The organism is Pseudomonas sp. H3(2019), from assembly GCF_007713465.1.
Taxonomy (GTDB): domain Bacteria; phylum Pseudomonadota; class Gammaproteobacteria; order Pseudomonadales; family Pseudomonadaceae; genus Aquipseudomonas.
In genome coordinates, this window is sequence record NZ_VMSG01000006.1 from 38,092 (window position 1) to 61,584 (window position 23,493).

Sequence of the window (23,493 nt, forward strand, 5' to 3'; positions counted from 1 at the left end):
GAACGATCAAGTAACTAGGCTCTGTCAAAACAAGAGGCAGGCTCAGTATATGGCAGATTTTCAGGGCCGCCGGGAACGCTCAGGATGACGCCATGAATACACTTCTCGCGTTCTATCAAAATCTCGGTCTTGCCTTGTCTTTATTGGTGATCGCCACCTTTCTGATGGCCGGTATGATCAAAGGGGTGATCGGCATGGGATTGCCGACCGTTGCCATGGGCTTGCTCGGTCTGGCTATGGCACCGACGCAGGCTGCGGCGCTGCTGATCATTCCGGCCACCCTGACCAACGTCTGGCAACTGGTCTTCGGTGGGCACTTGCGTCCGTTGATCAAACGGCTGTGGCCGATGCTGTTGGCGATAGTCATCGGTACCGGCGCAGGCTCGTTATGGCTGGGAGTCGACGGTGGGAAGTGGGTGGTGCGGGGACTGGGCGCGGTGCTGCTGCTCTATGCCTTGAGCGGCTTGTTGCTGCCGACCTTGCGGGTTGGCAGCACCACCGAACGCTGGCTCGCCCCGCTCTGTGGCGTGCTGACCGGCATCATCACTTCGGCCACCGGGGTCTTTATGATTCCGGCGGTGCCCTATCTGCAAGCATTGGGGTTGAACAAGGATCAACTGGTGCAGGCGCTCGGTCTGTCATTCACCGCGTCGACCCTGGCGCTGGCCGCCGGCCTGATGTGGCGCGGTGCGCTGGGTGGCGGCGAGTTGAGTGCGTCGCTGCTGGCGCTGATTCCGGCGTTGCTCGGTATGTTGCTGGGGCAATGGCTGCGAGAGCGGATCAGCGCCGTGCTGTTCAAGCGAGTGTTCTTCGTTGGCGTTGGATTACTCGGCGGCCATCTGCTGATCAGCAGCTAGCCGATGACGGGCTGAGCATGTCGATGCGGCGGATATCGAAATCGCGTTCCAGGTAATCCATGCGGTTCTCGAAAAACTGCTGCATGTGCGGCAGGTTCGCGTGCACGTCCAGATGAGCCCGGGATTGCCAGATCTCGTAGAAGATAAACAGCGTCGGGTCTTGCTGGTCGCGCAGCATGTGGTACTCGATACAGCCAGGTTCGGCGCGGCTGGGTTCGACGTAGGCGCGGAACAGGGCTTCGAAGGCGTCGGCTTTTTCCGGGCGGGTTTTGGCGTGCAGGATGAAACCGTGTTGTTCGCTCATGCAGAACTCCTCAAGTCAGGGTTGAGAAAATTCTATGGCAACAATCAGCTGGTGATTCGTGCGTTTTTGTCAAATGTATTTTGCCGGCTTCGGGCTTATTCATGGGAAGGGTCATCGATACCCTGCCGCCATCACATTTGAAACTTCTCGATCCCGCGACTTATCCACAGCGTGGCGGGTCGGACCCTGATGAGGCTTTCCATGAAAAAAGTTCTGTTGCTCAACGGTGGCAAGAAATTCGCCCACTCCGATGGTCGCTACAATGCCACCCTGCACGAAGCCGCCTTGAGCGTGCTGGATCGCGGCGGTGTCGACGTGAAAGTGACCCATATCGACGAGGGCTACGACGTTGCTGAAGAAGTCGCCAAGTTCCTCTGGGCCGACGTGATCATTTACCAGATGCCGGGCTGGTGGATGGGCGCGCCATGGATCGTGAAAAAGTACATCGACGAAGTCTTCACCGAAGGCCACGGCAGCCTCTACGCCAGCGATGGCCGGACCCGTTCCGATGCTTCGCAGAAATACGGCAGCGGCGGCCTGGTGCAGGGCAAGCAGTACATGCTGTCGCTGACCTGGAACGCACCGCAGCAAGCCTTCGACGACCCGACCGACTTCTTCGAAGCCAAGGGCGTGGACGCGGTGTACTTCCCGTTCCACAAGGCCAATACCTTCCTCGGCATGAGCGGCTTGCCGACCTTCCTGTGTGTCGACGTGATGAAGCGGCCGAACATTGAAGCCGACGTCGTGCGCTACGAACAACACCTCAAGCAAGTGTTCAACTTGGCGGCTTAACCTGCGTTATGCCTCGCATCCGGCTACTATCAAAGCTGTTTTGATTTAAGGGGCATACGTGAAAGCCAGATCCGATGAGTTGCAGATTTTCGTCTGCGTGATCGAGTGCGGTTCGATTTCTGCGGCGGCTGAACAGGTCGGGCAAACGCCTTCGGCGGTCAGCCGCACGCTGTCGCGTCTGGAGGCCAAGCTTGACACCACGTTGATCAATCGCACCACGCGGCGCATGGACCTGACCGAAGAGGGCAAGTACTTCTTCGAACAGGCCAAGCTGATTCTCGACCAGATGGACGAGCTCGAAGAGCGCCTGTCCTCGCGCCACAAAACACCTTCCGGGCGACTGCGGATCAACGCCGCGTCGCCGTTCATGCTGCACGCCATCGTGCCCTACATCGATGAGTTCCGCCGTCTGTACCCGGACATCCAGCTGGAACTCAACAGCAACGACCTGATCATCGACCTGCTGGAGCAAAGCACCGACATTGCGATCCGCATCGGGCCTTTGGCGGATTCGAGCCTGCACGCGCGCTCGCTGGGGGGCAGCCCGCTGCACATTCTCGCCAGCCCCGCGTACCTGGAAAAACACGGCACGCCGACCACCGTTGCCGAACTGGCCGGCCACTCGCTGCTGGGCTTCACCCAGACCGAAAGCCTCAACCATTGGCCGCTGCGTCATGTGCACGGCGACCGCTGGCAGATTCAGCCGAGCCTCAGCGCCTCCAGCGGCGAAACCCTGCGTCAGCTGGCGCTGGAAGGGCAGGGGATCGTGTGCCTGTCGCACTTCATGACCGTCAATGACATCAAGGCCGGACGTCTGACGTTGCTGCTGGCGCAGGCCAACAGTGGCTATCGCCAGCCGATCAATGCGGTGTACTACCGCAACTCGCAACTGGCCTTGCGCATTCAGTGCTTCCTGGATTTCATACAGAGCAAGCTGGCCGGTTATGCGGGCGAGGTGTTTGAAGGCTGATCCTTCAAGAACGTCTGCGGCGGATCAAACTCGCCCTCGACGACTACCGTGGCGGCGATGATCATCTGCCGCTGGGAGACTGACATGCGCTACCACACGCTGATCCGCAACGCCTTGATCATCGACGGCAGCAACGCGCCGGGTTATCCCGCCGACGTGGCGATCATGAACGGGCGTATCGCGCGCATCGGTGATTTGCAGGAGGCCAGCGCCGATGAGGAAATCGACGCGACCGGGAGAGTGCTGGCGCCAGGCTTCATTGACGTACACACCCACGACGACACGGTGGTAATCCGCCAGCCGCAGATGCTGCCCAAACTCAGCCAGGGCGTGACCACGGTGATCGTTGGCAATTGCGGGATCAGCGCCTCACCGGTGAGTTTGCGCGGCGATCCGCCGGATCCGATGAACCTGCTGGGAACATCCGCAGCCTTTGTTTATCCGCGTTTCAGAGATTACCGGGCAGCAGTCGTAGCCGCCAATCCGACCTTGAACGTGGCGGCACTGGTCGGCCACACGGCGCTGCGCAGTAACCACTTGGACGACTTGTTTCGCACCGCCACACCCAGTGAAATTGCGGCGATGCGCGAGCAACTGCGCGAGAGCCTGGAAGCCGGCGCGCTGGGTTTGTCCACAGGCCTGGCCTACGCCAGCGCCTTCTCTGCGTCTACCGATGAAGTCATGCAACTGACTGAAGAGCTGACAGCCTTCGGGGCGGTCTACACCACTCATTTGCGCAGCGAGTTCGAACCGGTGCTGGAGGCGATGGACGAGGCGTTCCAGATCGCTCGCCACGCGAAAAGTCCGCTGATTATTTCCCACCTCAAATGCGCTGGCGCGGGTAACTGGGGGCGCAGTCCGCAGCTGCTCGCGTCGCTGGAACGGGCAGCGAAAACCCACCCGGTGGGCTGCGATTGTTATCCGTATGCGGCGAGCTCCTCGACCCTGGACCTCAAGCAGGTGACGGACGCGTTTCGCATCACCATCACCTGGTCGACGCCACACCCTGAAGTGGGCGGCCGCGACTTGATGGATATTGCCGCCGAGTGGGGCGTGCCGCTGTTGGACGCGGCCCGTCGCCTGCAACCGGCCGGGGCGGTCTATTACGGGATGGACGAGGCGGATGTGCGGCGCATTCTGGCCCACCCGTTATCGATGATCGGTTCCGACGGTTTACCGGAAGACCCGTTCCCGCATCCGCGGTTGTGGGGTGCATTTCCACGGGTACTGGGGCACTTCAGTCGGGATCTCGGATTGTTCCCGCTGCACACGGCGGTGCATAAGATGACCGGGCTGTCGGCGGCGCGTTTCGGCCTGAAGGAGCGCGGTGAAATTCGCGAAGGGCATTGGGCGGATCTGGTGCTGTTCGACCCTCTGACCATTCGCGACGTGGCCGACTTCAATGATCCGCAACGGGCGGCAGAGGGGATTGATGGGGTTTGGGTCAATGGGGTGCGCAGCTATATCGATGGTCAGCCGAATGGACGTCGGGAAGGGCGGTTTTTGGCGCGTGAAGGAAATCTCGGTTCAGGTTTCAGGTAACAGCAATCTGTGGGGTTAATCACAATGATGGCACTGTGCAATTAAAGAATGCCTTCCCCAAGCCGAAGCGCTGTCATGCAACCCACTTAGAGTGGGACCTTTCAGTTTGGGAGTAGCGCAATGAGCTTCGGTAAAACCACCCCGATCCTGCGGATTTTCGATGAAGCCAAAGCGCTGGAGTTCTACGTCGACTTCCTCGGTTTCAAACTCGACTGGCAGCACCGTTTCGAGGCGAACTTCCCGCTCTATCTGCAAGTGTCACGGGGCGAATGTGTGTTGCACCTGTCCGAGCACCACGGCGACGCAACGCCGGGTTCGGCGCTGCGCATCGAGATCGATGAGCTGGAAGCATTCCAGCAGCAATTGCTGGCCAAGGAATACCGCTTCGCCCACCCACAGATTCAGGCCATGCCCTGGGGGAGCCAGGACATGACCATCAGCGATCCGTTCGGGAATCGGTTGGTATTTAGCAATGCGATCAGTGCGTGATTGAGCTCGGTAAAAAGCGAGGTCTATCGGTTGCGTGATAGACCTCGTTGGCTTTTGATCGGGGTTGACCCTGTGTTAAATTTTAGTTGTATAAGTTATCTGCCTAATGATTTGTTGTGTTCATTAAGCCTGAACAATAGTTCCCTCCCTCGCTGTATCGTTGCACGGGTTTTGGTTATCTCGAGTTGTATTTTTGTGCGGCTTAATGTGTTGGAGTCCGCATTACCTACATTGTTGGTAATAAGGTCTTGGGCTTGATTTAGATGTCCTTTCACGCCGTTGGCATAAAATTCCTCTACCCCCAAAGTATCAAAAGCAGCATTGATGGCGTTGGAGTCGTGTTCCAGATGTTCATCGAGTACAAGCAGTGCGTTATTCAATCGTTCGAGTTTCTGCGCGGGGATGCCGTTCAAGGCTTTGGTTGCCTGGGTGGAGGCTTCGAAGTTTGGAGTCCATGCGCCGCGAACCCCTCCTACGAATGCCATAAACGTATTGGTGGCGGCTGTTGATAGGTTTTTTTGTGTTTTATTGTTGCGTGGGTCAATATCTTTTTTGAATTTTTTGAATTTTCCCTTTGGGTTGTCAAGAGTTGCTCTTGCGCTTTTTTCTATATCTTTTGGGGATAGCTCGGTAACTTGTGGATAGATCGAGGCGCTTAGATGTCGCGTGGCATCAAATTTGTTTGCGATAGAGTCAAATGTCAAGGAGATGGCTGTTGCTGCACCCGCTGCTCCGAGCATACTAGGTGCTGCTGCTAAACCGGCGGCCAGAGAGGCCGCGTTCTTGGTTGCATTATAGGTGTAGTGTTGAAAGAGTCTTTTGACTATGCCTTTTTTATCGATGCTGTTGTAGAGTTGGTAATTTAATATATCTACCCTGTTGTGTACTTCGGACAAAATATTCGGGTAGGTCGCGATTTCTTTCTTTATGTTGAACTCTTCTTTATTGTTGCCGTGTTGATCGGTGTAGCGCAGCGGGTTATTCCCCACCATGCAATACAGATTCAACCCATCAACCGTCCCCGCCGGATCGGGACTGATCCAGCGCTGCAACCACGGCGCGTAATACCGGTGCCCGTAGTAATAAAGGCCGCTGGCATCACGCTCCTTGCCGGAATATCGAATGGTTTTGTAATCCGCTTCCACTGCCGAACGGGATGCCGTCCACGCCGTTCCTCCATAGGGCAAGTAACTTTCCTGACTGATCAACCAGGCCTGGTCGTCGAGTTCCAGTGAGCTGGAGCCCAGATGGTCGTCAAGGCTATAGCGCAGTTGACCGGCTGCCGGGATGCCCGACGGCTGGCCTTCGGTCCAGTGCAGGTAACGTACGCTACAGCGACCGGCTTGCAGGGTAATGACCTCCAGACGTTCGTTATTGCGGGTGCGGATTTCCACGCCCGGCAGATAACGGACTTCCCGAGTGTGAGTGACCGACGCCGCATAGGTTGTTTGTATTTTGCGTACGCGTTGGCCGCCGCTGTCGTAGTAGTAACGTTCATTGTCGTTACGACCATCCTCACGCTTGACCAACACCACGCCGGCGAGCTGATTGTGAGCATTCCATTGCAGCGACTGGCCGGGTTGCAGTGCTTGCAAATTGCCGTTTGCATCGAATGTGGCAGCAGCGTCGGGCGTTGAGTCGCCCTGGTTCCAGGACAGGAGTCGATTGCTTGCGCAGGCAATGTTCAGGGTCCGGGTATAGTTATTGCGATCGCGAACATGGCGCAATTCAGTCAGGTTACCGCCGACGTCGTACTCGTAGTGCTCGGCAAAGTTGAACAGTTGCCGGGCGTCAATCGGTGTCCTGCTGGAGGTGGGAAGCTGGGGTTGGCTGTTCGGTCCCGCCGCTTCACGTCCCGTCGCGCTGGTCAGTTGGTAGAGGGTGTCGTAGGTGAACGTGCTGACCGCTTCGACCTTCTGGTTGCTGCCAAATTGTACGGGTTGGGCTTTATCCTCGATTTTCGTCACATTGCCCACGGCGTCATAGGTGTAGTGCAGAGTCTGTAGCGTGCTGCCGGATACGGACGCGGTGAGCGAGGTCAATCGGCCGCTGGCCGGATCGAATACGGCGCGGCTGATAACGTCATTCCCGGCCGTCTGGGATTCAACCTGGCCAAAGGCGTTGTAGGCGAGATCCTTCACCATGGTTTTTTCGGTCTCGGCGCCTTTTATTTTCAGGCTAACGGCCTTGAGCTGGCCGGCGACATCAAACGAGAAGTGTTGGCGGTGCTCACCGGCATCGATCTGCTGGATGGGTTCTCCGAGTGCGTCGTAGCGCCAGATCGTTTTGTGGCCATCCCCCTTTTCAAGCAGGACATCGCGATCCTTCTCCTCTGTTGGCCAATGTGGCTGTTCGGGATCAAAGAGGAAGCGCCGTGTCTGGCTAACCGGTTTGGCGCAGAGCGCATATTCATTGATGAGTAGGGTACCGGCGCTGTCATCGTGGCGGGTCAGTGCACCACACAGGTTGCTCGCCGCGGATGTTGACGAACTATCGCCGTAGAGGAAGCGTTCGACCATGCGTAGTTTTTGGTCTGACGCTTGCTCCTGGATTTCGGTTGGCCTTAGCTGATTGTCGTAGGTCGTTTGCCAATGGCTGCCACGTTGATCCCAACTGCGCAGTGTCTGTCCGGCGTCTCCAGGCAAGTTCAGGCGCCACCCGGCGTCGACGCTGTCCACCAACAGCGGCTTGCCGGACAGGCTGTAGACGGTTGTCAGGTTAGCTTTCGGGGTTTTGTCGAACAGTCGCGGGTCCCACTGCGCAACCTGGCGTCCGGTAGTGTCGTACTGCTGACGGGTAATGCGTGTCTGCGCAGCCTTGGCTGCGTCGTTACGCCAATAAGCGACCTGCCGGACCGTCAGGCCTCGGCTGTCGGCTACGTTGATTGTCGGTGTCTTGCGATTTAATTGCGCGCTCATGCATCACCTCCTGCCATTGAAGGTTCTTTGGGCGTTATTTCCTCGAGCGTATCGTTTTCGTCTTCATCCACGGTGTACCAGGGATGACGGGTGTGCCGCCGCATATAGGAGCGATCACCTTGCTTGGCGAGTTGTGTGTGAGTCGGCCGCCCCAGCGGATCGTAAAACTGCAGATCGCAGTGGCCGAAATGCCGTAAAGACACATCGTTGATGTAGCGGTGTTGATCGGCGAAGTAGGGGCGGTAGGTCCGGATCGCCAATCCCTTGTTGTTGTATTCGACCCGTTCACTGACGCGCCAGCGTTGTGCGGCGACTTGCTGGCGTGCTGTTGATCCATCGAGTGTCAGCTGTCCCTGGTCGTTGACGACATAGGCCACTCCTGGCTCGACCTTTTGTTTGTGTTGCAGCGTCCGACCGAAACCATCGAAGTCGGTAACGCTGATACGGATTTGCCTCTGGTCGTCATCGGGGAACCGATCAGCGATCAGTACGGCAATGTGCACGGGTTCACGTGTCGAGGCATCGAGTTCGTTTTTCAGTTTCACCTCGTCGGCGGAGAGTGTTTGAAGACCCCGCAGCCGGGCTCGGGCCGAAGCGCAGATATGCCCGGTTGGCAGTAAGTCACGCTTGACCACGCAACGCGCTAGCCAGTCTGTGTCTGCCAGTGCTGCGGTCGATACGCAACCCATCCAGCTGAAGGGCGCGTACCAGGTGGCAGTGGCGGCGTCTTGCAGAGCGTCTTTGTCCTGTTTGATTGCATCTGCCGGGCTTTTGAATAACAGTCGTTTGTACTCTGCGACAGGTTTGAAACCGACGAGCGTGTTGCCCTTGTAGCTATAAACGCTGGTGGCCAGCACTTGGCCGAACGCATCTACGAGGGCTTCTTGTACGTTGCCGTTGGGATCGGTCACGCTCAGGGGCAGGAGGGAGCGGTAATCATAGGTGACCTTGGTGACGCAGCCATCGGGCAGTTTGAACCCGCTGATGAAGCAGTGGTGGTTGTCATAGCTGACCTCGGTCAGACCCAGGCTTTTGCTCGCTTGCAAGGTCTGTGGCCGGTAAAAGCCTTCCAGCAGGGCATAGGTCACGAAAGCGCTTTTAACGGACCAGAGTTTTCTGGCGGTCGTGGAGGCCGGGAGAAAATCGCTCATGCGGTGATAGCCACTTCGTTCGAGCAGTTTTCCCTTGGGGCGAGTCGCTTGCGACAGTACGTCGTAGGCTTTCAGGGCTGTTTCGTCCAGCTCGGCTGTTTCCAGATGGTCGGGCAAGGCTTCGAAGTGAGCGACACCGCCCGGCAGGGTTTCTGCGCTGGAGGTGTGCTTGTAGCGTTGTACGGACAGACCTGTCAGCACGCTCTTCGTCGTCCAGCTGGTGTCCTTGACGAGTTCGATGAGCTTTTCGTAAGTGATGTCCTTTGTGTCCAGTCCTTCGGCTTCGGGCACCTTGGGTCGTTGCAACGCATTGGTGCGCTGGCGATAAGGCAGACCCAGCCGCCATCCTTGGGCGCTATCCAGATGAATGAACTCGGCGCGGGTTTCGCCCAGGTAATAGAACTGTTGGGCCGGATCATGAGCATCGCGCCACCATTGTTGCTGGTCGACATCGCGGAACGGCGGGGTATCGCTGGCGGTTTTGCGTCGGGCGTAATGCACGTTCACGCCGTGGGTCAGTGCGCCGTATCTGTCGTGCTGCAGATTGAGGATGTGTTGGCATTGCGGATCATCGGCAATGCCTTCGTACTGATAACGGATGGACTCCAACGGTAGAGGCAACATCCGGGCGTAATGCCGACTTCCCCCTGGGGGTTGTAGCAAACGTACCCGATAGCGGTTTTCCTGAACCGAATAAAGCGTTCTGGTTTTCAGCCGCTTATCGATTCCGAGGGTCTCACTGCGCAGTAAATGACCGCTCAGGGCGCGGGCCATTTCAAGGGTTGTCGCCGTGTCCGGGGAGGTGATGAGTGTGTCGCTCTCGGTCTCAGGCTGGTATTGGCAAAGCAGTGCCTTACCCAGTGCCACGGCGTCTTTGTCAGCACTGTGATAACCGGTTCGGGGCAGGTCCACCGCTTGTCCGGTGTGGAACCAGCTCTTTTTCAAACACGGCATCGTAAAACTCTGCGAGTCGCCATCGCCGGAGTTGGTTTCGCTGTCGGTTTGCCGTAATAGACCGAAGCCGCGAAACTCCCGTTCGATACCGTCGTAGTAGCCTTGGCGATAAGAAAAACTCTGGGTCAGTCGATTGTCGGTAATCTCGTCGAGCTGGGTCTGTTTCGAGACCAGATGCAGGGCAAAGGGCACATGACAGGTGAGGGGCTTGCCAGCTTTGATTTTCTCCGCTTTCTCATCCAGCCACTCCTGCGCTGAACTGCGGTAGCGGATGCTGCCGGTGGCGCCCATGTTGTTATGGGTGCCGGTGAGTAAATACGGTTTTTCACTGATGAAGTCGTAGCGCCAATGCCGGGGAGCCATGTGCGGTACGCTGAGTATCAGGCTGGAGCAACCAAGTCCTTGTAGGTCAGCGACGCTCACCTGGCAGAAACGGTCGTAGCGCACACCCTCAGGCCAGGGCAAGGCAATTGACCGGTCGAAGCCATTGCCACAGCGGTTCATGAAAATCTGCGCATGGTCTGCGTGCAAGTAGATCAGATCGGCGGCGCCGGAGCCGTCCAGATCTGCCAGGCGAATACGTGAAGCGTCGAATGTCTCGTAGTCAAGTTTCGGCGAACCCAGCTCGATCCCTTTACCGAAACGTCCACGGCCCAGATTTGGCCAGCACTTCACTTCGTTGTGGCGAATGCGCACCAGGTGCGGTTGACCGCTGCCCAGCACATCGCTGAAAGCCACCAGCTCGCTGGACGAAGAAGTGAGTGAGGGAAGGGCGTCTTCGTCCTCTTCACGAGCCACTTCGCGCGCTGCGCCAAAGCCTTTTTCTCGCTGATTGGCGTACAGACGAATGCTGCGCGGGCCTATCAGCGTCAAGTCGCTGAGCCCTTCGCCCATCAGATCGGCCAACTGCCCTTGCGGATTGAAAAACTCCGTAGGGAACGCGTCGAGTGTGGCGAAATCAGACCAGCTGCGATCAGGCTTCTGAGAAAAAAATCCATTCAAACCAGGTCGCGCAATCACCCAGTCCAGTCGTCCGTCGCCTGTGAGATCGCTCAGTGACGGCCGCAGAGGTTGGGCAGTGGCAGTGCTCGGGACAGTCGGCAAGGCGCGCCACTGATCGTAAGTCACTTCATTGCTGTTGGCTTTGGCGCGTAGGGGCTCGCGGTAATACCAGGTGTTTTCGCTGGAGTGCAGCACCCCTGGCAGCCCTTCACCGTACAGGTCTACCAGTTGATAGCGTTCGCCGTCGTTGAGAGCGGGCATATTCTGAAACGGCTGCCAGGTGTGGACCTCAGAGGAGAGCTTGAATTCGTTGTAGCTGAATTCAACGGGAGGATGATTATCAGCCGTTGTCGAGTGGCTATACGCCTGATCATGGGCCGCGCTCAGGTGGTGATAGCCCAGCGGTGTCTGACGGTAATCAAGCAGCAGGCGTCGCACCAGAACGGGGGCGGTACCCAACTCAACGGGAAAGCGGTGAAACATCAGCACCTGGCGGCACAGGCGTTCTGTGCGTATTTCAAAGCCATAGGCGAAACTGGAAAACCCGTCGCTCCGGCTTTGCCACTGCTGCCCGGTATACGCCGGTTTTTGTTCGTATCCGGTATTTCGTTCGCCGTAGTCGAACAGCAACTCGAAGTGCCACTGCACAGCGTTCAGCCGGTCTGATTGCCATAGATAGAGATGAGCATCGGCCTTGAAGTTGCCATAGCTCACGTGGCTCAAGTAGCGCTGGGCTGTGGTGCTATCCGCCTTGTACTGATAGAGGATGTGCTCGCCATGGGCGTTGAGACTTTCCTCCAGCAACCATTCGCCGACATGCGTCGAATTCTGCGGATCGACACGACGCGATGCCAGGCTCTTTCCGTACAGGTGAAGGCTGCCATCGGCGCCGTGCACCAGCCAGAAACCCGGTTTGTCGCTTTCCGAGGACCAATGTTCAATTCGCTCGAAGGTGCTTTCGACTCTGGGGAAGTGGCGCACCACGGTATAGGTCGTGCCCAGTTTCAGATCGTTGTAATCGCCGAAGTCAGTTCGAATGATGGCGCCTTTCGAATCGCGTTCGGGCATCCACACGACGCCGTTCGGGCCAACGATCTCGTCATCCTCGGTATAGGCCGGCACACCCTTGCTGGTGCGTCGCGCTACAGCGGGCAATGACATCCCCCAGCCGATACCGAACACGCCATTGCCGACTGAACTGCCATAGCTCAGCGATAACGACGGTGCGAAGCCTCGGCCCGGCGAAATGGGTAACGCAAGCTCATACGAAGCGGCTCCGTGTGAGCCGATGGCGCCCATCCCTTTGCCGATGCTTTGAATGGCGCCGCCTCCTTTGGGCAGCGACGGCGCGCTGACAGGCAATGCGGTTTGTTCACTCATTGCGAACCTCCGCCTGCTCTGGCCGTGTAGCTCACGTGCACGATGATGTCGGTCAGTGACTCCAGCATGACTTGCTGCGCTTCGGGGTTCGGGAAGGTCAGACGCCAGGTGGAGATAGCGCCGGTGTATTCGAAGGGCAGGTAGCGTTCATCGTTGAAGTTCAGGGTGAACAGGCCGTTATCGTCGAGTCCGGTAGAAAGGGCGATTTGCTGACTGGCCCGCAGGTTCTCCCTGCTCGATCCTGAGCTACCTGCGGACATGAACACCTTGCTGGAGGTTTGAGTCAGCGTTGCCCTGACGTTTTCATAGGGCCCCAGTACGGCTGGCAGAGAGACGCTGATGGTCTTGATGCGCCGCAGGTAATGGTTCTGGTCTTTGTAGTCATCCTCGAACATCTTATGGGTCAGCTCGAAATCGCAGGCCCCGTTCTTCAGGTCGATCTGAATGTCTTTCCACTCTTTGTTGATTGAGCCGGAGCTGTCCTTTGCCTTGAGCTGACGCAGCGACACCGTTTTACGAATTTCCAGCTCTCGCTCGTTGCGCTGCATGTATTCGGCCTGCATCTTCAACAGGCTCAGCTTCAACTGCTCGCCGGCTCCAAGCCCACGGTAAGTTGTATTCCAGGCCCCGGGTTGAACAAGCCGCGTGGTGAAATCGGCACGCTCGTATTGCCAGCAGGCTTCGGCGGCCAGGCACAAGGCCAGCGTCGCGTCATAAGCCTGGTAATACAACGCGGCAAACTGGCTGTTCAGCCATTGGTACAGTTGCATTTTGGTAAAGCGCTTACCGAGAAAGTCATAGTTGGCTTTGGTTTGGCTCAATGTTGTTTCAGCCAGGCGCAATTGCAGGCGGGTGGCGGTTTCCTGCTCAGTGAAGTGCGCCAGTTGTGCGTCGATTTGTGCGAGTTCGAGGTGTGCCTGATCACGGGTCAGGGTCCATTCTTCACGGCGTCGGTTGAACTGCGCCGTTCGGTCGAGACTCGAGGCCATGGTACGGTCCACTATCGCCTTGCCTTGAGCAAGCGCAGTGGCAGCGTGCGCTGCTCCTTCCCAACGCATGCCGCCATTGCTCAAGCCAAAAATGTTGGGTGCAACCATCAGGCCGCCAGCGACGACCTGGGATGCCGATGCAGCCACCTCGAATGCACCGCTGCTCAAATACAATTGACCGGCCAGTGTCTCTGTTTCACTGACATCCTTCTCCAGCAGCTGTTGGTAGTGGCTGACTCGGCCCTGGACAATCGCTTTGCTGGCCAGCAGTGCCTGGCGGTTTTGGCGATCGATGCGCAGTGCCTGGGTTTGCAGGTCGACGGAGATTTTTGCCAGGTCCCAGGCTTGCTGTTGTTGTAACTCCTGTAACTGAGCCTGTTCTTTGCGCTCGATCAGCGACAGCAGTGTGGCGCCGAACTGGCTGACGCTTTCCACTGCGCTCAGGGCCAGGCTGTGCATGACAGTGAAGCGATAATGGGGGATCTGCGAGGTCGGCAAACTCGAGGCTACGCCGCTAGAGGCACTCGATGCGTTGGCGGCAAGTAAACCACGCGGGTCCAAGGGTGCCGCGAACAATGGCAAATGCAGCGGTTTGCCGGTGATATCGAGGTTATGCCGCAGGTTGTACAGGCGGCTCTCGGCGATGTCCCAACGCTTGAGCAATTCCGGGTTGAACGGCAAATGCAGATGCGGAGTATCGATAGGTGGCAGTGACGTTTGTGGATTGCCTTCACGGATTTGCAATGGGCCAGTGGTGCTTAAACGGCTCAGAGCGCTCTCGAACGTGCGCAGGTTTTCACTGGGCGTCTCGCTCAATGTTTGCAAGCTGACGGATGACCACTGATCGACCTGTTGAACAACCGGGCGCGGACCCAACAGATCCAGTGCTCGCACATACCAGAGCTTTGCCTCACCGAGACTATCGGGTGTCAACGCGCGGTACGCCGCATCGCCTCGGTTGATCAGAATGTCGAGGTACAGGAAGTACAGCGCCTTGCGAAAGTGCACGGGATGGCTGAGGGCGATCTGGTGGGGATCATGAGGCGCTCGGTCGGAATAGGAGGTGACGCCAGCACCGGTCAAGGGGACGGCCTTCCAGAGCTCGGATTGCTGACGGCCTGGATCGAAGAGATACCCGATCCAGCGTTCAGCCTCGTCGTATTGCTGTTCCGCGTTTAATCGATGGGCGATCAACCACGGCAGGTCGAGGAACAACTCTGTGAAATAGCGGCCGTTGGGGCCATGGAAGTCCATGGTTTTATCGGGATCTGTGCTTGAGATTTTTGGCTCTGGCAGAAGTTGTGTCTCCCGGCTGAACAGTTCATCCAGGCTGTTCTCGGCGCGGTGGGTCATCTCGGTAGCAAGTGAGGTGTTGAGTCTGATGAGTTGGCGGTTGTCCTTGCCGTTATCGCTGAGCGAGATCGTTGAGTCTGAGAAATCGAGAAACTGCACCGCATCCTTACATGAGATTTTTGGAGTTTTGAACCTGGATTCGCTCTCGTTTTTTACTGATGTTGATTGTAAGTAAGTAACAGGGTGGGGTGACTCATTTATGGGGTGTTTAAAAATGCTGTATGTAAGTTTATAAAGGGTGAGCTTTAATGGTTCTTTTACGTTGAACTCCGCTGAGGGTTTCCCTGGCGTGTATTTAAAATTTTTGTCTATGCTGGCGGTGTTCAAAAAAATAGGTGAAAAGTTGTAGCGTTGAGAGCTCTCATTGCCCGAACCATAGATTATAGGAGAATAACCATCTCTTAATAGCAGTAATTCTCTTTGTTCGGGAAACAAGGCAATGGCAATCAATAGAACGTCCTGCGCGTCCTCCTGATGCTGTACGGCAACAGTACCTATCCGCGATTTTATTAAGTCTGGATGCAGCGTGTACAGTGGTGCCTCATCCAAGCTGCGCGGAGCCTGATTGCCCAATGATCCATTTTCAATAAAGCATTTCAAACGTGTTTGTGGCGCACTCCAAGTGTCATTGGTTTTTTTGTAGCAATAACTCACGAGCAGTTGCGGGTTTGATTTTATTGTTGTTGCGTCACCACTCGCATTAGCCGGGTCTGTATGAATGCACTGTGCCCAGATAACGAACAGTCGATTATTGAACCAGACCGGACGAATGGTGTGCTCGATGGCGTCGTCCGGAATAGGGACGTCGGCTTTCTTCCAGTCCGACCACGCGTACGGGTCGGGCTGATCCTGTTTGGTTGAGTTGGCACCTGCGGCTTGCGTTTCAGTGAGCGGCCGCTGGGCCATGTTCAGCGAGCGCCAGAAGTAAGTGTGCTCGGAGCGGGATTTGGCGATGAAGTAGTAGGTGCTGTTGGCAAAGTCCTCGCCATCGATGTAGCCATTGAGGATGTTCAGGTTGGCGACTTCCTCGAATCGCGTCAGGTAGGACAATACGGCTGACTGAACCGCATCGGGCTGGATCCGGTTCTGGTTGAGTTCGTTTTCCAGTTGCCGGAAGTTGTCGCTCTTGTTGTTCCTCAGGCTTGGGTCCAGATACATCGCGGGGAAGTACAGCAGCTTTTGATGGGCGGCCCAGATCGGGTACTGATGCAGCTCGTTGCGCCAGGTCTGCACACGCTCGGGTGTGATCGTTGCCGAGTCGTAGCCGGTCTCCATGTTCATCAGGATGCGATTGATATAGTGCTGCAGGCTGGCAATCGCGCAAGCCACGGGTGTGGTCGGCACATCCTGGCTGACCAGCACATCGAGCAACCAGTATTCGTAGAGGTCCTGGACGGTCTTGAGCTTCAGTGTTTTTGTCGTGGCGTCAGCGGGCACGACTTTGTCCAGGTAGAGCGCCAACAGGGCATCGCGCAGGCTTTCATCAAGCTGCTTTTTTATGGCAACGGTCATATTCAATCCTTGAATGTTGAAGAGGGGGGCGCGTCAATGACGGGCAGCGATCAGCGCTTCACCAACGGCTTTCCAGTCCGATGTCGAGCTGTTGGCTGTCAGGCTGGTGGCTTTAAGCAGGAGTCTTGCTGATAGTCCTGTGCCCTCGCAGCAGGCTTGGCAGCGTATGACCCAATCCACTTCTTCCATTGTCCTGGCATGCTTTTTCTCTAATTGCGCTGTCAGGCAACTCACTTCTTCGATGGTCCAGTTCAGGAGGTTGGCCAGCAGGCCGTTGGCTTCTTCCACTGGTTGTTGCGTCGTATTGGCGAGACGCAAGTAATGCAAAAGGTTTTCTTCTGACTGTGCCTGATGGCGGGCGCAATGACTGAAGCGCTCGAGCAAATACAACGTCTGGGGCGTCAGAGCTCCTGAGCTGTTCGAGGCTAGGCACTTCGGATTGCGCATCAACACCTGTAGCGTGCGGCTACTCAGATGCAGTCCCTGGCAAGCTTTGGCAGCAAGCAGCATCTTCGCCAATGACGGAGGTATTTCACCTGGGGTGAGGTTCCTGATGTCCGCGTAAACCGCTGTTACGGAGGTACCGGCCAATTTCATCACGCTGGGGACGTATTCTGCGGATAAGTCGGCGATGTCGTGCAGCAGGATTTCTACCTGACGCGTTTTCTGGTCATCTGTGGGATTGTCGTCGGCTTGTAGTGCCCTCAGCCGTTTCTGCAAGTCCTGGATCCGCGGTAAGTCGTTCTTTGCTGTATCGAACAGACGACGCAACTGCTCCACATCCCGGTTGCTGTGCTTGAACCAGTCAACTGCCCAATCCATGGCCATCAGCACATCGAGAATGTCGCTTTCCGTGGCCTCCGGATTTCTTATCGTGCCTGTCACCAACAGCTTGCAAAACGTGTCCCCTCCCAGTAGTCGCGCCAGTTCCGTGCATTCGACGGGCGACAGACCAAGCATCCGGGCGATGCGTGCCTGGCGGTAGAGTGAAGAGACTGTGGGTAAATCATGCTTGAGCGAAGAAAGGTGCTCCTTGGTCTGTTTCGCGAGCAGTAACAACGAGTCCTGCGTGACGGGCAACCCTAGTCCGGCACTGAGGTAGCTCAGGGTCGGTTGCGAATCCACGGCCTCGATATCAAGGTCCTGCCCCTGCTTTTGCAGCAGAGGACTCGCGAGCAACTGGGTGCGGTGGAACACTTGATCGAACAACGGGACACGATCACCGCAAGCGGAAGTCGGAATGTTGTGAAGTAGTGAGGCAAACTCTTCGGCTGGGATGCCATAGCGCTTGTTCAGGTATCGATAGACCCCCAAGGTACGCAAGGTGTTAGTGTTGAGTTCCAGTGTTCTGGTGTCTTCTGATTGCCCTGTGTTGACAATCAGTATGTCCAGCTCGACGAGGGGAATACCGGTCCAGCGGTGCAGTCGGAGCATCCGATGCAGGCGGGCGGAACGTTTTTCTGACCCCCCGCTGATGACCCGCTGCGTATCGTTGGCTGCGTTTTTCTGGGGGGCGACAATATTCAGATCATCTCCCGTCTCCAGCCCGTTGATGTAACCAGCCCCATAACGGAGCTGAGGGAACGGTGGACTGTTGGTTGAGGTTCGTGGGCTGTATTTACCCTGCGATAACACCTGCTCAACCTGCTCTGTCGCCAGCCCGGTGCGTTCCTTGAAGAACTCAAGTTCATGCAATCGGTTGATGCTTTTAGTGCCGTAGGCCTTCTCCAATGCCTTGAGGTCGGCATCTGTGACAGGCGACACAATCAGTATCCTCTGCTGCTCCGGACTCAGGCCAGACAGCAGTTTCTGTGCCTCAACAGGGGCGTTCGAAACGTGCCCGTAACCCGTACCGCCCTGCGAGAACGGCAGCTTCAGGCTGACCCGATAATTCAATTCCCCCAGTGCCGGTTTGTCCGCTCCCAGCCCAAGCAAGCATTGTTGGTGATGGAGGTCGTAGGGCAGCGAGAACGGGTAGTGTTCGCTGGCCAGCATCTCGTGAACGGTCTTCGTGGCATTGGTTTTTGTCAGGTGTTGTTGGATATGACTGTTCAAGGTGTCATTGACGATGCTCAGCATGGGCCGCGCAGCGAAGGCACTTTGTTGGTCCAGCATCAGTGCCTTGAGGTCCGGGCGTCGTTTCTCCAGGGTGATTTTGTCCGCTTCTGAGGACGACTTCTCGAGTTGTCCGGCAAACAGATACAGCGCCCGCAGATAAGCCACGGGCGAGTCGATCGCAGCGATATCGCCGTCTTTGCAAAACTGCTCCCAATTTTCGTTGAACAGCGCTTGATAGGTGGCGGGCTCCGTCGTGGAGTCGGAACCAGGGCTGCGCCGGACACGCCGTTTGGCATCGCCGGAAGACACCTGATGCTCCTGATAGAGACGGCTGATCTGTCGGGCGTAGCTCACCGCATTGTCATAAGCCTGCTGCGCATCGGCATCGCTGTGTCGGGCGAGCTCACGGGTGAATTGCTCTTTGGTCATGCGCACGATGTCGAACACTGACTCCAGCCCCATGCGCTGCATGGCTGTCTTAAAGTCGGCGTGTATACCGTCCTGGCTGCCTGGGGAGTCAACCAACCTGTGTAACAGCAAGTCGTTGCTTACGTCCATGTGTTGTCAATCTCCTGTTGGAACGGAATGTTCTTGGGCAGAAGAAAACGTACAGGAGTGGGTAAGGAATGGCGGTAGGTTGGTTGGGAATTGGATTGTATGAAAAAGCAATCCGCTGTTCGGATTTTTCGTCGGGAGGGCGCCGGTATTCAGCCCCATACCAGTTGCTGGAAAGGGGCTGAGCAGGAGAGCGCTACAGGTCGCAAGGACTGCTGGTTAGCAGGTCAGACCCTGAAGTGACTCACCATCATCTGCAACTGGTTACCCAACCGTGCCAGCTCAACGCTGGACGCGGCGGTTTCATCGCTGGCGGCGGCAGTTTGTTCGGAGACGTCGCGCACGTTGATGATGCTGCGGCTGATCTCTTCGGCCACGGCGCTTTGCTGCTCGGCAGCGGCGGCGATCTGCTGGTTCATCGACTGAATGTTCGACACCGTGCGGGTGATGTTTTCCAGTGACACACCGGCCTTGCGGGTCAGCTCGACGCTGCTGTCGGTCAGGCTGCGGCTGTTGTTCATCACCGCGGCCACTTGCTGAGTGCCGTTCTGCAGGCCGGCGACCAGACCTTCGATTTCTTCGGTGGATTTCTGCGTGCGTTGGGCCAGGCCACGCACTTCGTCAGCGACCACGGCGAAACCGCGGCCGGCTTCACCGGCGCGTGCCGCTTCAATGGCGGCGTTGAGCGCCAGCAGGTTGGTCTGTTCGGCGACGGCCTTGATCACGTCCATGACGCTGCCGATCTTGTCGCTTTCCTTTTGCAGCACCGTCATGGCTTCGGTGGAACGCACCACTTCGCTGGCCAGGCGTTCGATCTGAGCGATCGCTTCGTTGACCACCTTATCGCCTTCGCGGGCTTCACCGTCAGCCGCTGCTGCCGCTTGCGACGCTTCTTCGGCGTTGCGCGCGACTTCCTGCACGGTGGCTGTCATTTCGTGCATGGCGGTGGCGACCTGATCGGTTTCGATCTTCTGGCTGTTGACCCCGGCACTGGTTTGTTCGGTCACGGCCGACAGCTCTTCGGCAGCGCTGGCGATCTGAGTGACGCCATCGCGGATGCCGCTGATCAAGTCGCGCAGGGTGACGCCCATCCGTGCGATGCCTTGCTGCAACACACCAAGTTCGTCACGACGGGTGACGTGGACATCATGGGTCAGGTCGCCGCCGGCGATGCGCTCGACCACCGCCAGGGTTTCGCGCAGTGGGCGGGTGATTTGTCGGGTGATGATCACGGCCGCGAGAACGCCGACCAGCAATGCCAGCAACGTACTGATCAGTTGCAGGGTACGTGCCTGAGTGCTTTCGGCGTCACGGCGATCCAGCTGGATCTGATACAGCGCGTCACTGCGCGTAACGATGTCATTGCCCTGGACGGTCATTTCCTGGCGAGCCACAACAGCGTCGTTGTTGGCCGCTTTGTAGGCCTGCAATGCGTTGCGGTAATTGAGCAAGGCGCTTTGCAATTGGCGCAACGCATCTTGCTGGCTGTCGGCGAAATGCGTGTTGAGTGTTTTCAGGTTGGCGATGGCCGTGTCCATTTGGGCGACGGCTTTTTGCTCGGTGGCCGGATTGCTGTCAGCGATGTAACCGCGAACCTCGTAGCGGGCGAGCTGAAACTGTTCCTTGGCTTCGGTGATGGCCTGGAATTGTTCGAAGCGTTGGTCGCTCAACGGCATCTGGCGCACGCGGGTGTCGATGTCATTGATCAGCGTGTTGGCGCTTTCGGCATTCTCCCCCATGGTCTGACGCACGCTGCTCACGGTCCGATAGGCGCTGCGCATTTTGTTCAGCGACTGCTGGTAGGCATCGATGACTGCGCCCTGCTCTTTGAGCAGTTTGAGGTTTTCCGGGCTCTTGAGGCTCGACAGCAGTTTTTGCTGCTGGGCCTTGAAGCCGTCGAGGGCGGTTTGCACGGTCTGCGCCACGGTTTCGTCGCCGTCGGCCAGCATGTACTGCAAACGGGTAACCCGCAGTTTGGTCAGACCCGCATTGAGCTGAGTGATATCGCTCATCCAGTTGCTGCGGTCGATCAGCCCACCCAAGCTGGTCCAGCCGGTCAAGGCGAGAATGCACGTAAGGGCCAGCACCAGGCCGAAGCCCAGGCTCAGCTTCAGGTTGACGCTGATGTTGGCGAACCAGCTATTCATCAAAAAATCCTCCAGGAACGTTGCGCTTCTTATCGTCAGTTGGCTGGAAGATTATTGTTTTTGGAGGCCAGCAGAATGTATTCGTAGAGGGTGTATCGGCGGCAGGCTCGATAGCTGAACCGTTCTTTGTAACAAGAAAATACGGAGGCATGCCCGTCGGTTGAGCATTTTTTCACATTCATTTCACTGGGTACTTACGCATCGACTTTTAATGTTGCCCGTACAATGGGGTATTCGTGTGTCCGAGGCGGTGTGAAGGTGGAGTCAAGATGGGGTCTTGCGGGTATCAAGCGTTCACTGAACTGGGGTGGGCTCACTCGCGCTAAATACATTGCCCTTGCACTACTGGCATCACTCTTTGTTATCGCGTTGGCATTCTGGCTGCTGCGTCCAGTCGGACCGGCGGACCTGGCCCATGGCAACATTGCGGGGGACAAGTCCCTGATGGCCAGTTGGGCCAAGGGCGATACGATTGTGCTGATCCGTCATGTTGAGCGATGCGACCACTCCACTGCCCCTTGCCTGGACAGTGCCGATGGCATTACCGAACGTGCGCGTGCGGTCGCTGCCGGGATTGGTTCGCAATTCGCACGCTTGGGCCTGATTAACGCCGACATCTACAACAGTCCGTTGACGCGGACCGTGCAAACGTCGCGCTACATGTTCAATACGCTCGGCAGTGCCCAGGATTGGCTCTTCAACTGCAAAGGCACGATGCTGCGTGACGTGCTGGCGCACAAGGTTGCCGGCCGTAACCTGGTGCTGGTCACCCACAGCGAGTGCATGGCGGATCTGGAGAAAGAACTGAAGTTGCCAGCATCGACCCCTGGGTATGGCGCCTCACTGTTTTTTACGCTGGATACCGCGCAAACCCAGCCGAAACTACTGGGGCTGATCGAAGCCTCTGACTGGCAATCAGTCGATATCAAGTAAGCCACCCCAAACACAACCAGTCACAGGTATTGGGCTGAGACTCAACGTCGCCACTTTCCCCGGACAATAAAAAACGGCACCTGTATCCGGTGCCGTTGTTTTTGTTGGCCGTCTTAGAGCGTGACGAAGTAGTACACCTGACGCCCCACCAGTATTTGCTTCACTATTTTCAACGGTGCAGTGGGTTCTTTATCGCCGGCAAGCAGCGCCACATTGTTTGGGGAGGCGGCGAGAAACGCCGTCAGCTCGGCGTCGGTTTCCAGGTCCTTGAGCAGGCTATGGGTGTAGAACACGGTCGCCCCGGCAGTCCGTTCGTTCGCCTTGAACAGCGCAACTTCCTGACCGTTGGCCTGCATTGCCTGGATTTGATCGGTCAATGGCAGGAACGACTCTTTGCGGTCAGCACGTGGGAACGCCCATTGGGCCGCGGACAGATAAGCGACGACGAACAGACTGATGATGCCGATCGCAATACCACGACGGTTGCGGGCGATTTTACCGACCAGGGTCGACGCTTCGGTGTGGTGGCGCAGGCGCTCGAACAGCACGGCGGCATATTCCGCTGCGATTACGGCGGCGGCTGGTGTCAGTGACATCAGGTATACCGTGCGCTTGCTCGACGCCAGGGTCAGCATCAAGAACTGTGCAAGCAGCCACAGCGTAAAGAACAACAGATAGCGATTGTTCGCCAGGCTCTTACGGAAATGCCACAGCCCCAGATACACCAGGATGTTCCACGGCAGGAAGGCTTCCGGCAGTTTGGTCAGATAGTAATAGAACGGCTCGTAGTGACCAGCTTGAACGAACGAGCCGTTGAAGCGCCCGACGCTGTTGGTCAGGAGCACTTCGGCCAGTGCCTGCGAGCCACCGCGCTGATAGAGCATGAAGAGCCAGATCACCAAGGGGATCAGCCCGAGCAGGGTTGCCAGTGCCGGGCCTATCCAGCGCGCAAGGCTGAAGCGTTTGTCGATCAGGCTCTCGCTCAGCAGATAGAAGAAGATCACCACGCCCGGCATCGCCAGTCCGAGCACGCCTTTGCTCAACGTGGCGATGGCGATGCCGACAGCGAAAAGCAGCCAGCTGCCCAGGGCTCCACGCTGTTCGGCGTGTTGGCGATGGGCCTGATAGAACGAAAGCAGCGCCAGGGTTACGCCGAGGCTCAGCAGCGCGTCTTCACCGACTCCGCGAACGTTGCCCCAGTAACTGGCCATGGTTGCCAGCATGATCCCGGCGACCAGGGCGATGGTCGTTGGGCGACCGAACCGACGCAGCATGGTGTACAGCAGCATCACACTGAACAAACCAGCGAAGGCCGACGCCAGCCGCACGGCCCATGGCGTGCCACCAAATGCACGAATCGCCCCTGCATCGAGCCACAGACTCAGCGGCGGTTTCTCCAGAAAGGGCTGGCCAAACAGGCGCGGCGTCACCCAATCGTTATCCAGGTGCATTTCCATGGCGATCCCGGCAACCCGGGCTTCGGTGGAACCTTGCAGCTGGTGATTGCCGAGGGCGAAGAAGAACAGCAGGCAGGTGAGTAGAAACAGGAGTGGGGCAGGGCGTGACATAGGCATCAGGCTACCGAAG

The 23,493-nt window shown here is 57.3% G+C and carries 13 protein-coding genes and 2 pseudogenes; 7 read left to right on the plus strand and 8 right to left on the minus strand.

Going from position 1 to position 23,493, the window contains the following annotated elements; translation table 11 throughout:
- Positions 1–92 precede the first annotated feature (92 nt).
- The gene (locus FPT12_RS08205; RefSeq protein WP_145015605.1) at positions 93–857 is read left to right on the plus strand and encodes a sulfite exporter TauE/SafE family protein; all 765 of its coding nucleotides are present in this window, start codon (positions 93–95) and stop codon (positions 855–857) included.
- On the opposite strand, the gene FPT12_RS08210 is transcribed toward FPT12_RS08205, so the two are convergent.
- Complete coding sequence (locus FPT12_RS08210; protein WP_145015607.1) at positions 847–1,161, minus strand: putative quinol monooxygenase; 315 nt, start codon at positions 1,159–1,161, stop codon at positions 847–849. The genes FPT12_RS08205 and FPT12_RS08210 overlap by 11 nt on opposite strands.
- A gap of 201 nt (positions 1,162–1,362) precedes the next feature.
- On the opposite strand from FPT12_RS08210, the gene FPT12_RS08215 reads away from it, so the two are divergent.
- The 5 genes and pseudogenes from FPT12_RS08215 to FPT12_RS08235 all read left to right on the plus strand — a co-directional run bounded on the left by FPT12_RS08215 (position 1,363) and on the right by FPT12_RS08235 (position 4,954).
- On the plus strand, positions 1,363–1,953 hold the full coding sequence (locus FPT12_RS08215) for an NAD(P)H-dependent oxidoreductase (protein ID WP_145015608.1): 591 nt from the start codon (positions 1,363–1,365) through the stop codon (positions 1,951–1,953).
- 58 nt (positions 1,954–2,011) lie between these two features.
- Positions 2,012–2,923, plus strand: coding sequence for a LysR family transcriptional regulator (locus tag FPT12_RS08220; protein ID WP_145015610.1), 912 nt, complete (start codon positions 2,012–2,014; stop codon positions 2,921–2,923).
- Between the two features lie 5 nt (positions 2,924–2,928).
- Positions 2,929–3,006, plus strand: a pseudogene (locus tag FPT12_RS08225) (MurR/RpiR family transcriptional regulator); the annotation flags it as partial.
- Position 3,007: 1 nt separating this feature from the next.
- Positions 3,008–4,465 (plus strand): amidohydrolase family protein, encoded by a 1,458-nt coding sequence (locus FPT12_RS08230; protein WP_145015612.1) that lies wholly within the window; start codon positions 3,008–3,010, stop codon positions 4,463–4,465.
- A gap of 120 nt (positions 4,466–4,585) precedes the next feature.
- On the plus strand, positions 4,586–4,954 hold the full coding sequence (locus tag FPT12_RS08235) for a glyoxalase superfamily protein (RefSeq protein WP_145015614.1): 369 nt from the start codon (positions 4,586–4,588) through the stop codon (positions 4,952–4,954).
- Between the two features lie 95 nt (positions 4,955–5,049).
- Here FPT12_RS08235 and FPT12_RS08240 read toward each other — a convergent pair whose 3' ends face one another.
- From FPT12_RS08240 to FPT12_RS28295, 6 genes and pseudogenes are all read right to left on the minus strand, one after another.
- On the minus strand, positions 5,050–7,872 hold the full coding sequence (locus FPT12_RS08240) for an RHS repeat-associated core domain-containing protein (protein WP_145015616.1): 2,823 nt from the start codon (positions 7,870–7,872) through the stop codon (positions 5,050–5,052).
- The gene (locus FPT12_RS08245; protein ID WP_145015618.1) at positions 7,869–12,359 is read right to left on the minus strand and encodes a SpvB/TcaC N-terminal domain-containing protein; all 4,491 of its coding nucleotides are present in this window, start codon (positions 12,357–12,359) and stop codon (positions 7,869–7,871) included. Before FPT12_RS08245 ends, FPT12_RS08240 begins: the two co-directional genes overlap by 4 nt.
- The gene (locus FPT12_RS08250) at positions 12,356–16,213 is read right to left on the minus strand and encodes a neuraminidase-like domain-containing protein (RefSeq protein WP_145015620.1); all 3,858 of its coding nucleotides are present in this window, start codon (positions 16,211–16,213) and stop codon (positions 12,356–12,358) included. Before FPT12_RS08250 ends, FPT12_RS08245 begins: the two co-directional genes overlap by 4 nt.
- A 33-nt stretch (positions 16,214–16,246) precedes the next feature.
- On the minus strand, positions 16,247–18,829 hold the full coding sequence (locus FPT12_RS08255) for a Tc toxin subunit A (protein WP_145015622.1): 2,583 nt from the start codon (positions 18,827–18,829) through the stop codon (positions 16,247–16,249).
- Positions 18,830–19,053: 224 nt separating this feature from the next.
- A complete protein-coding gene (locus FPT12_RS28290; RefSeq protein ID WP_371922530.1) occupies positions 19,054–19,917 on the minus strand; it encodes a methyl-accepting chemotaxis protein in 864 nt (287 codons plus the stop codon).
- 42 nt (positions 19,918–19,959) lie between these two features.
- Positions 19,960–20,973, minus strand: a pseudogene (locus FPT12_RS28295) (methyl-accepting chemotaxis protein); the annotation flags it as partial.
- A gap of 258 nt (positions 20,974–21,231) precedes the next feature.
- Here FPT12_RS28295 and FPT12_RS08265 point away from each other — a divergent pair.
- Positions 21,232–21,906, plus strand: coding sequence for a histidine phosphatase family protein (locus tag FPT12_RS08265; protein WP_145015626.1), 675 nt, complete (start codon positions 21,232–21,234; stop codon positions 21,904–21,906).
- Between the two features lie 113 nt (positions 21,907–22,019).
- Here FPT12_RS08265 and FPT12_RS08270 read toward each other — a convergent pair whose 3' ends face one another.
- Entirely contained in the window at positions 22,020–23,474 is a 1,455-nt protein-coding gene (locus tag FPT12_RS08270; protein WP_145015857.1) for a glycosyltransferase family 39 protein, read from the minus strand.
- Positions 23,475–23,493 lie beyond the last annotated feature (19 nt).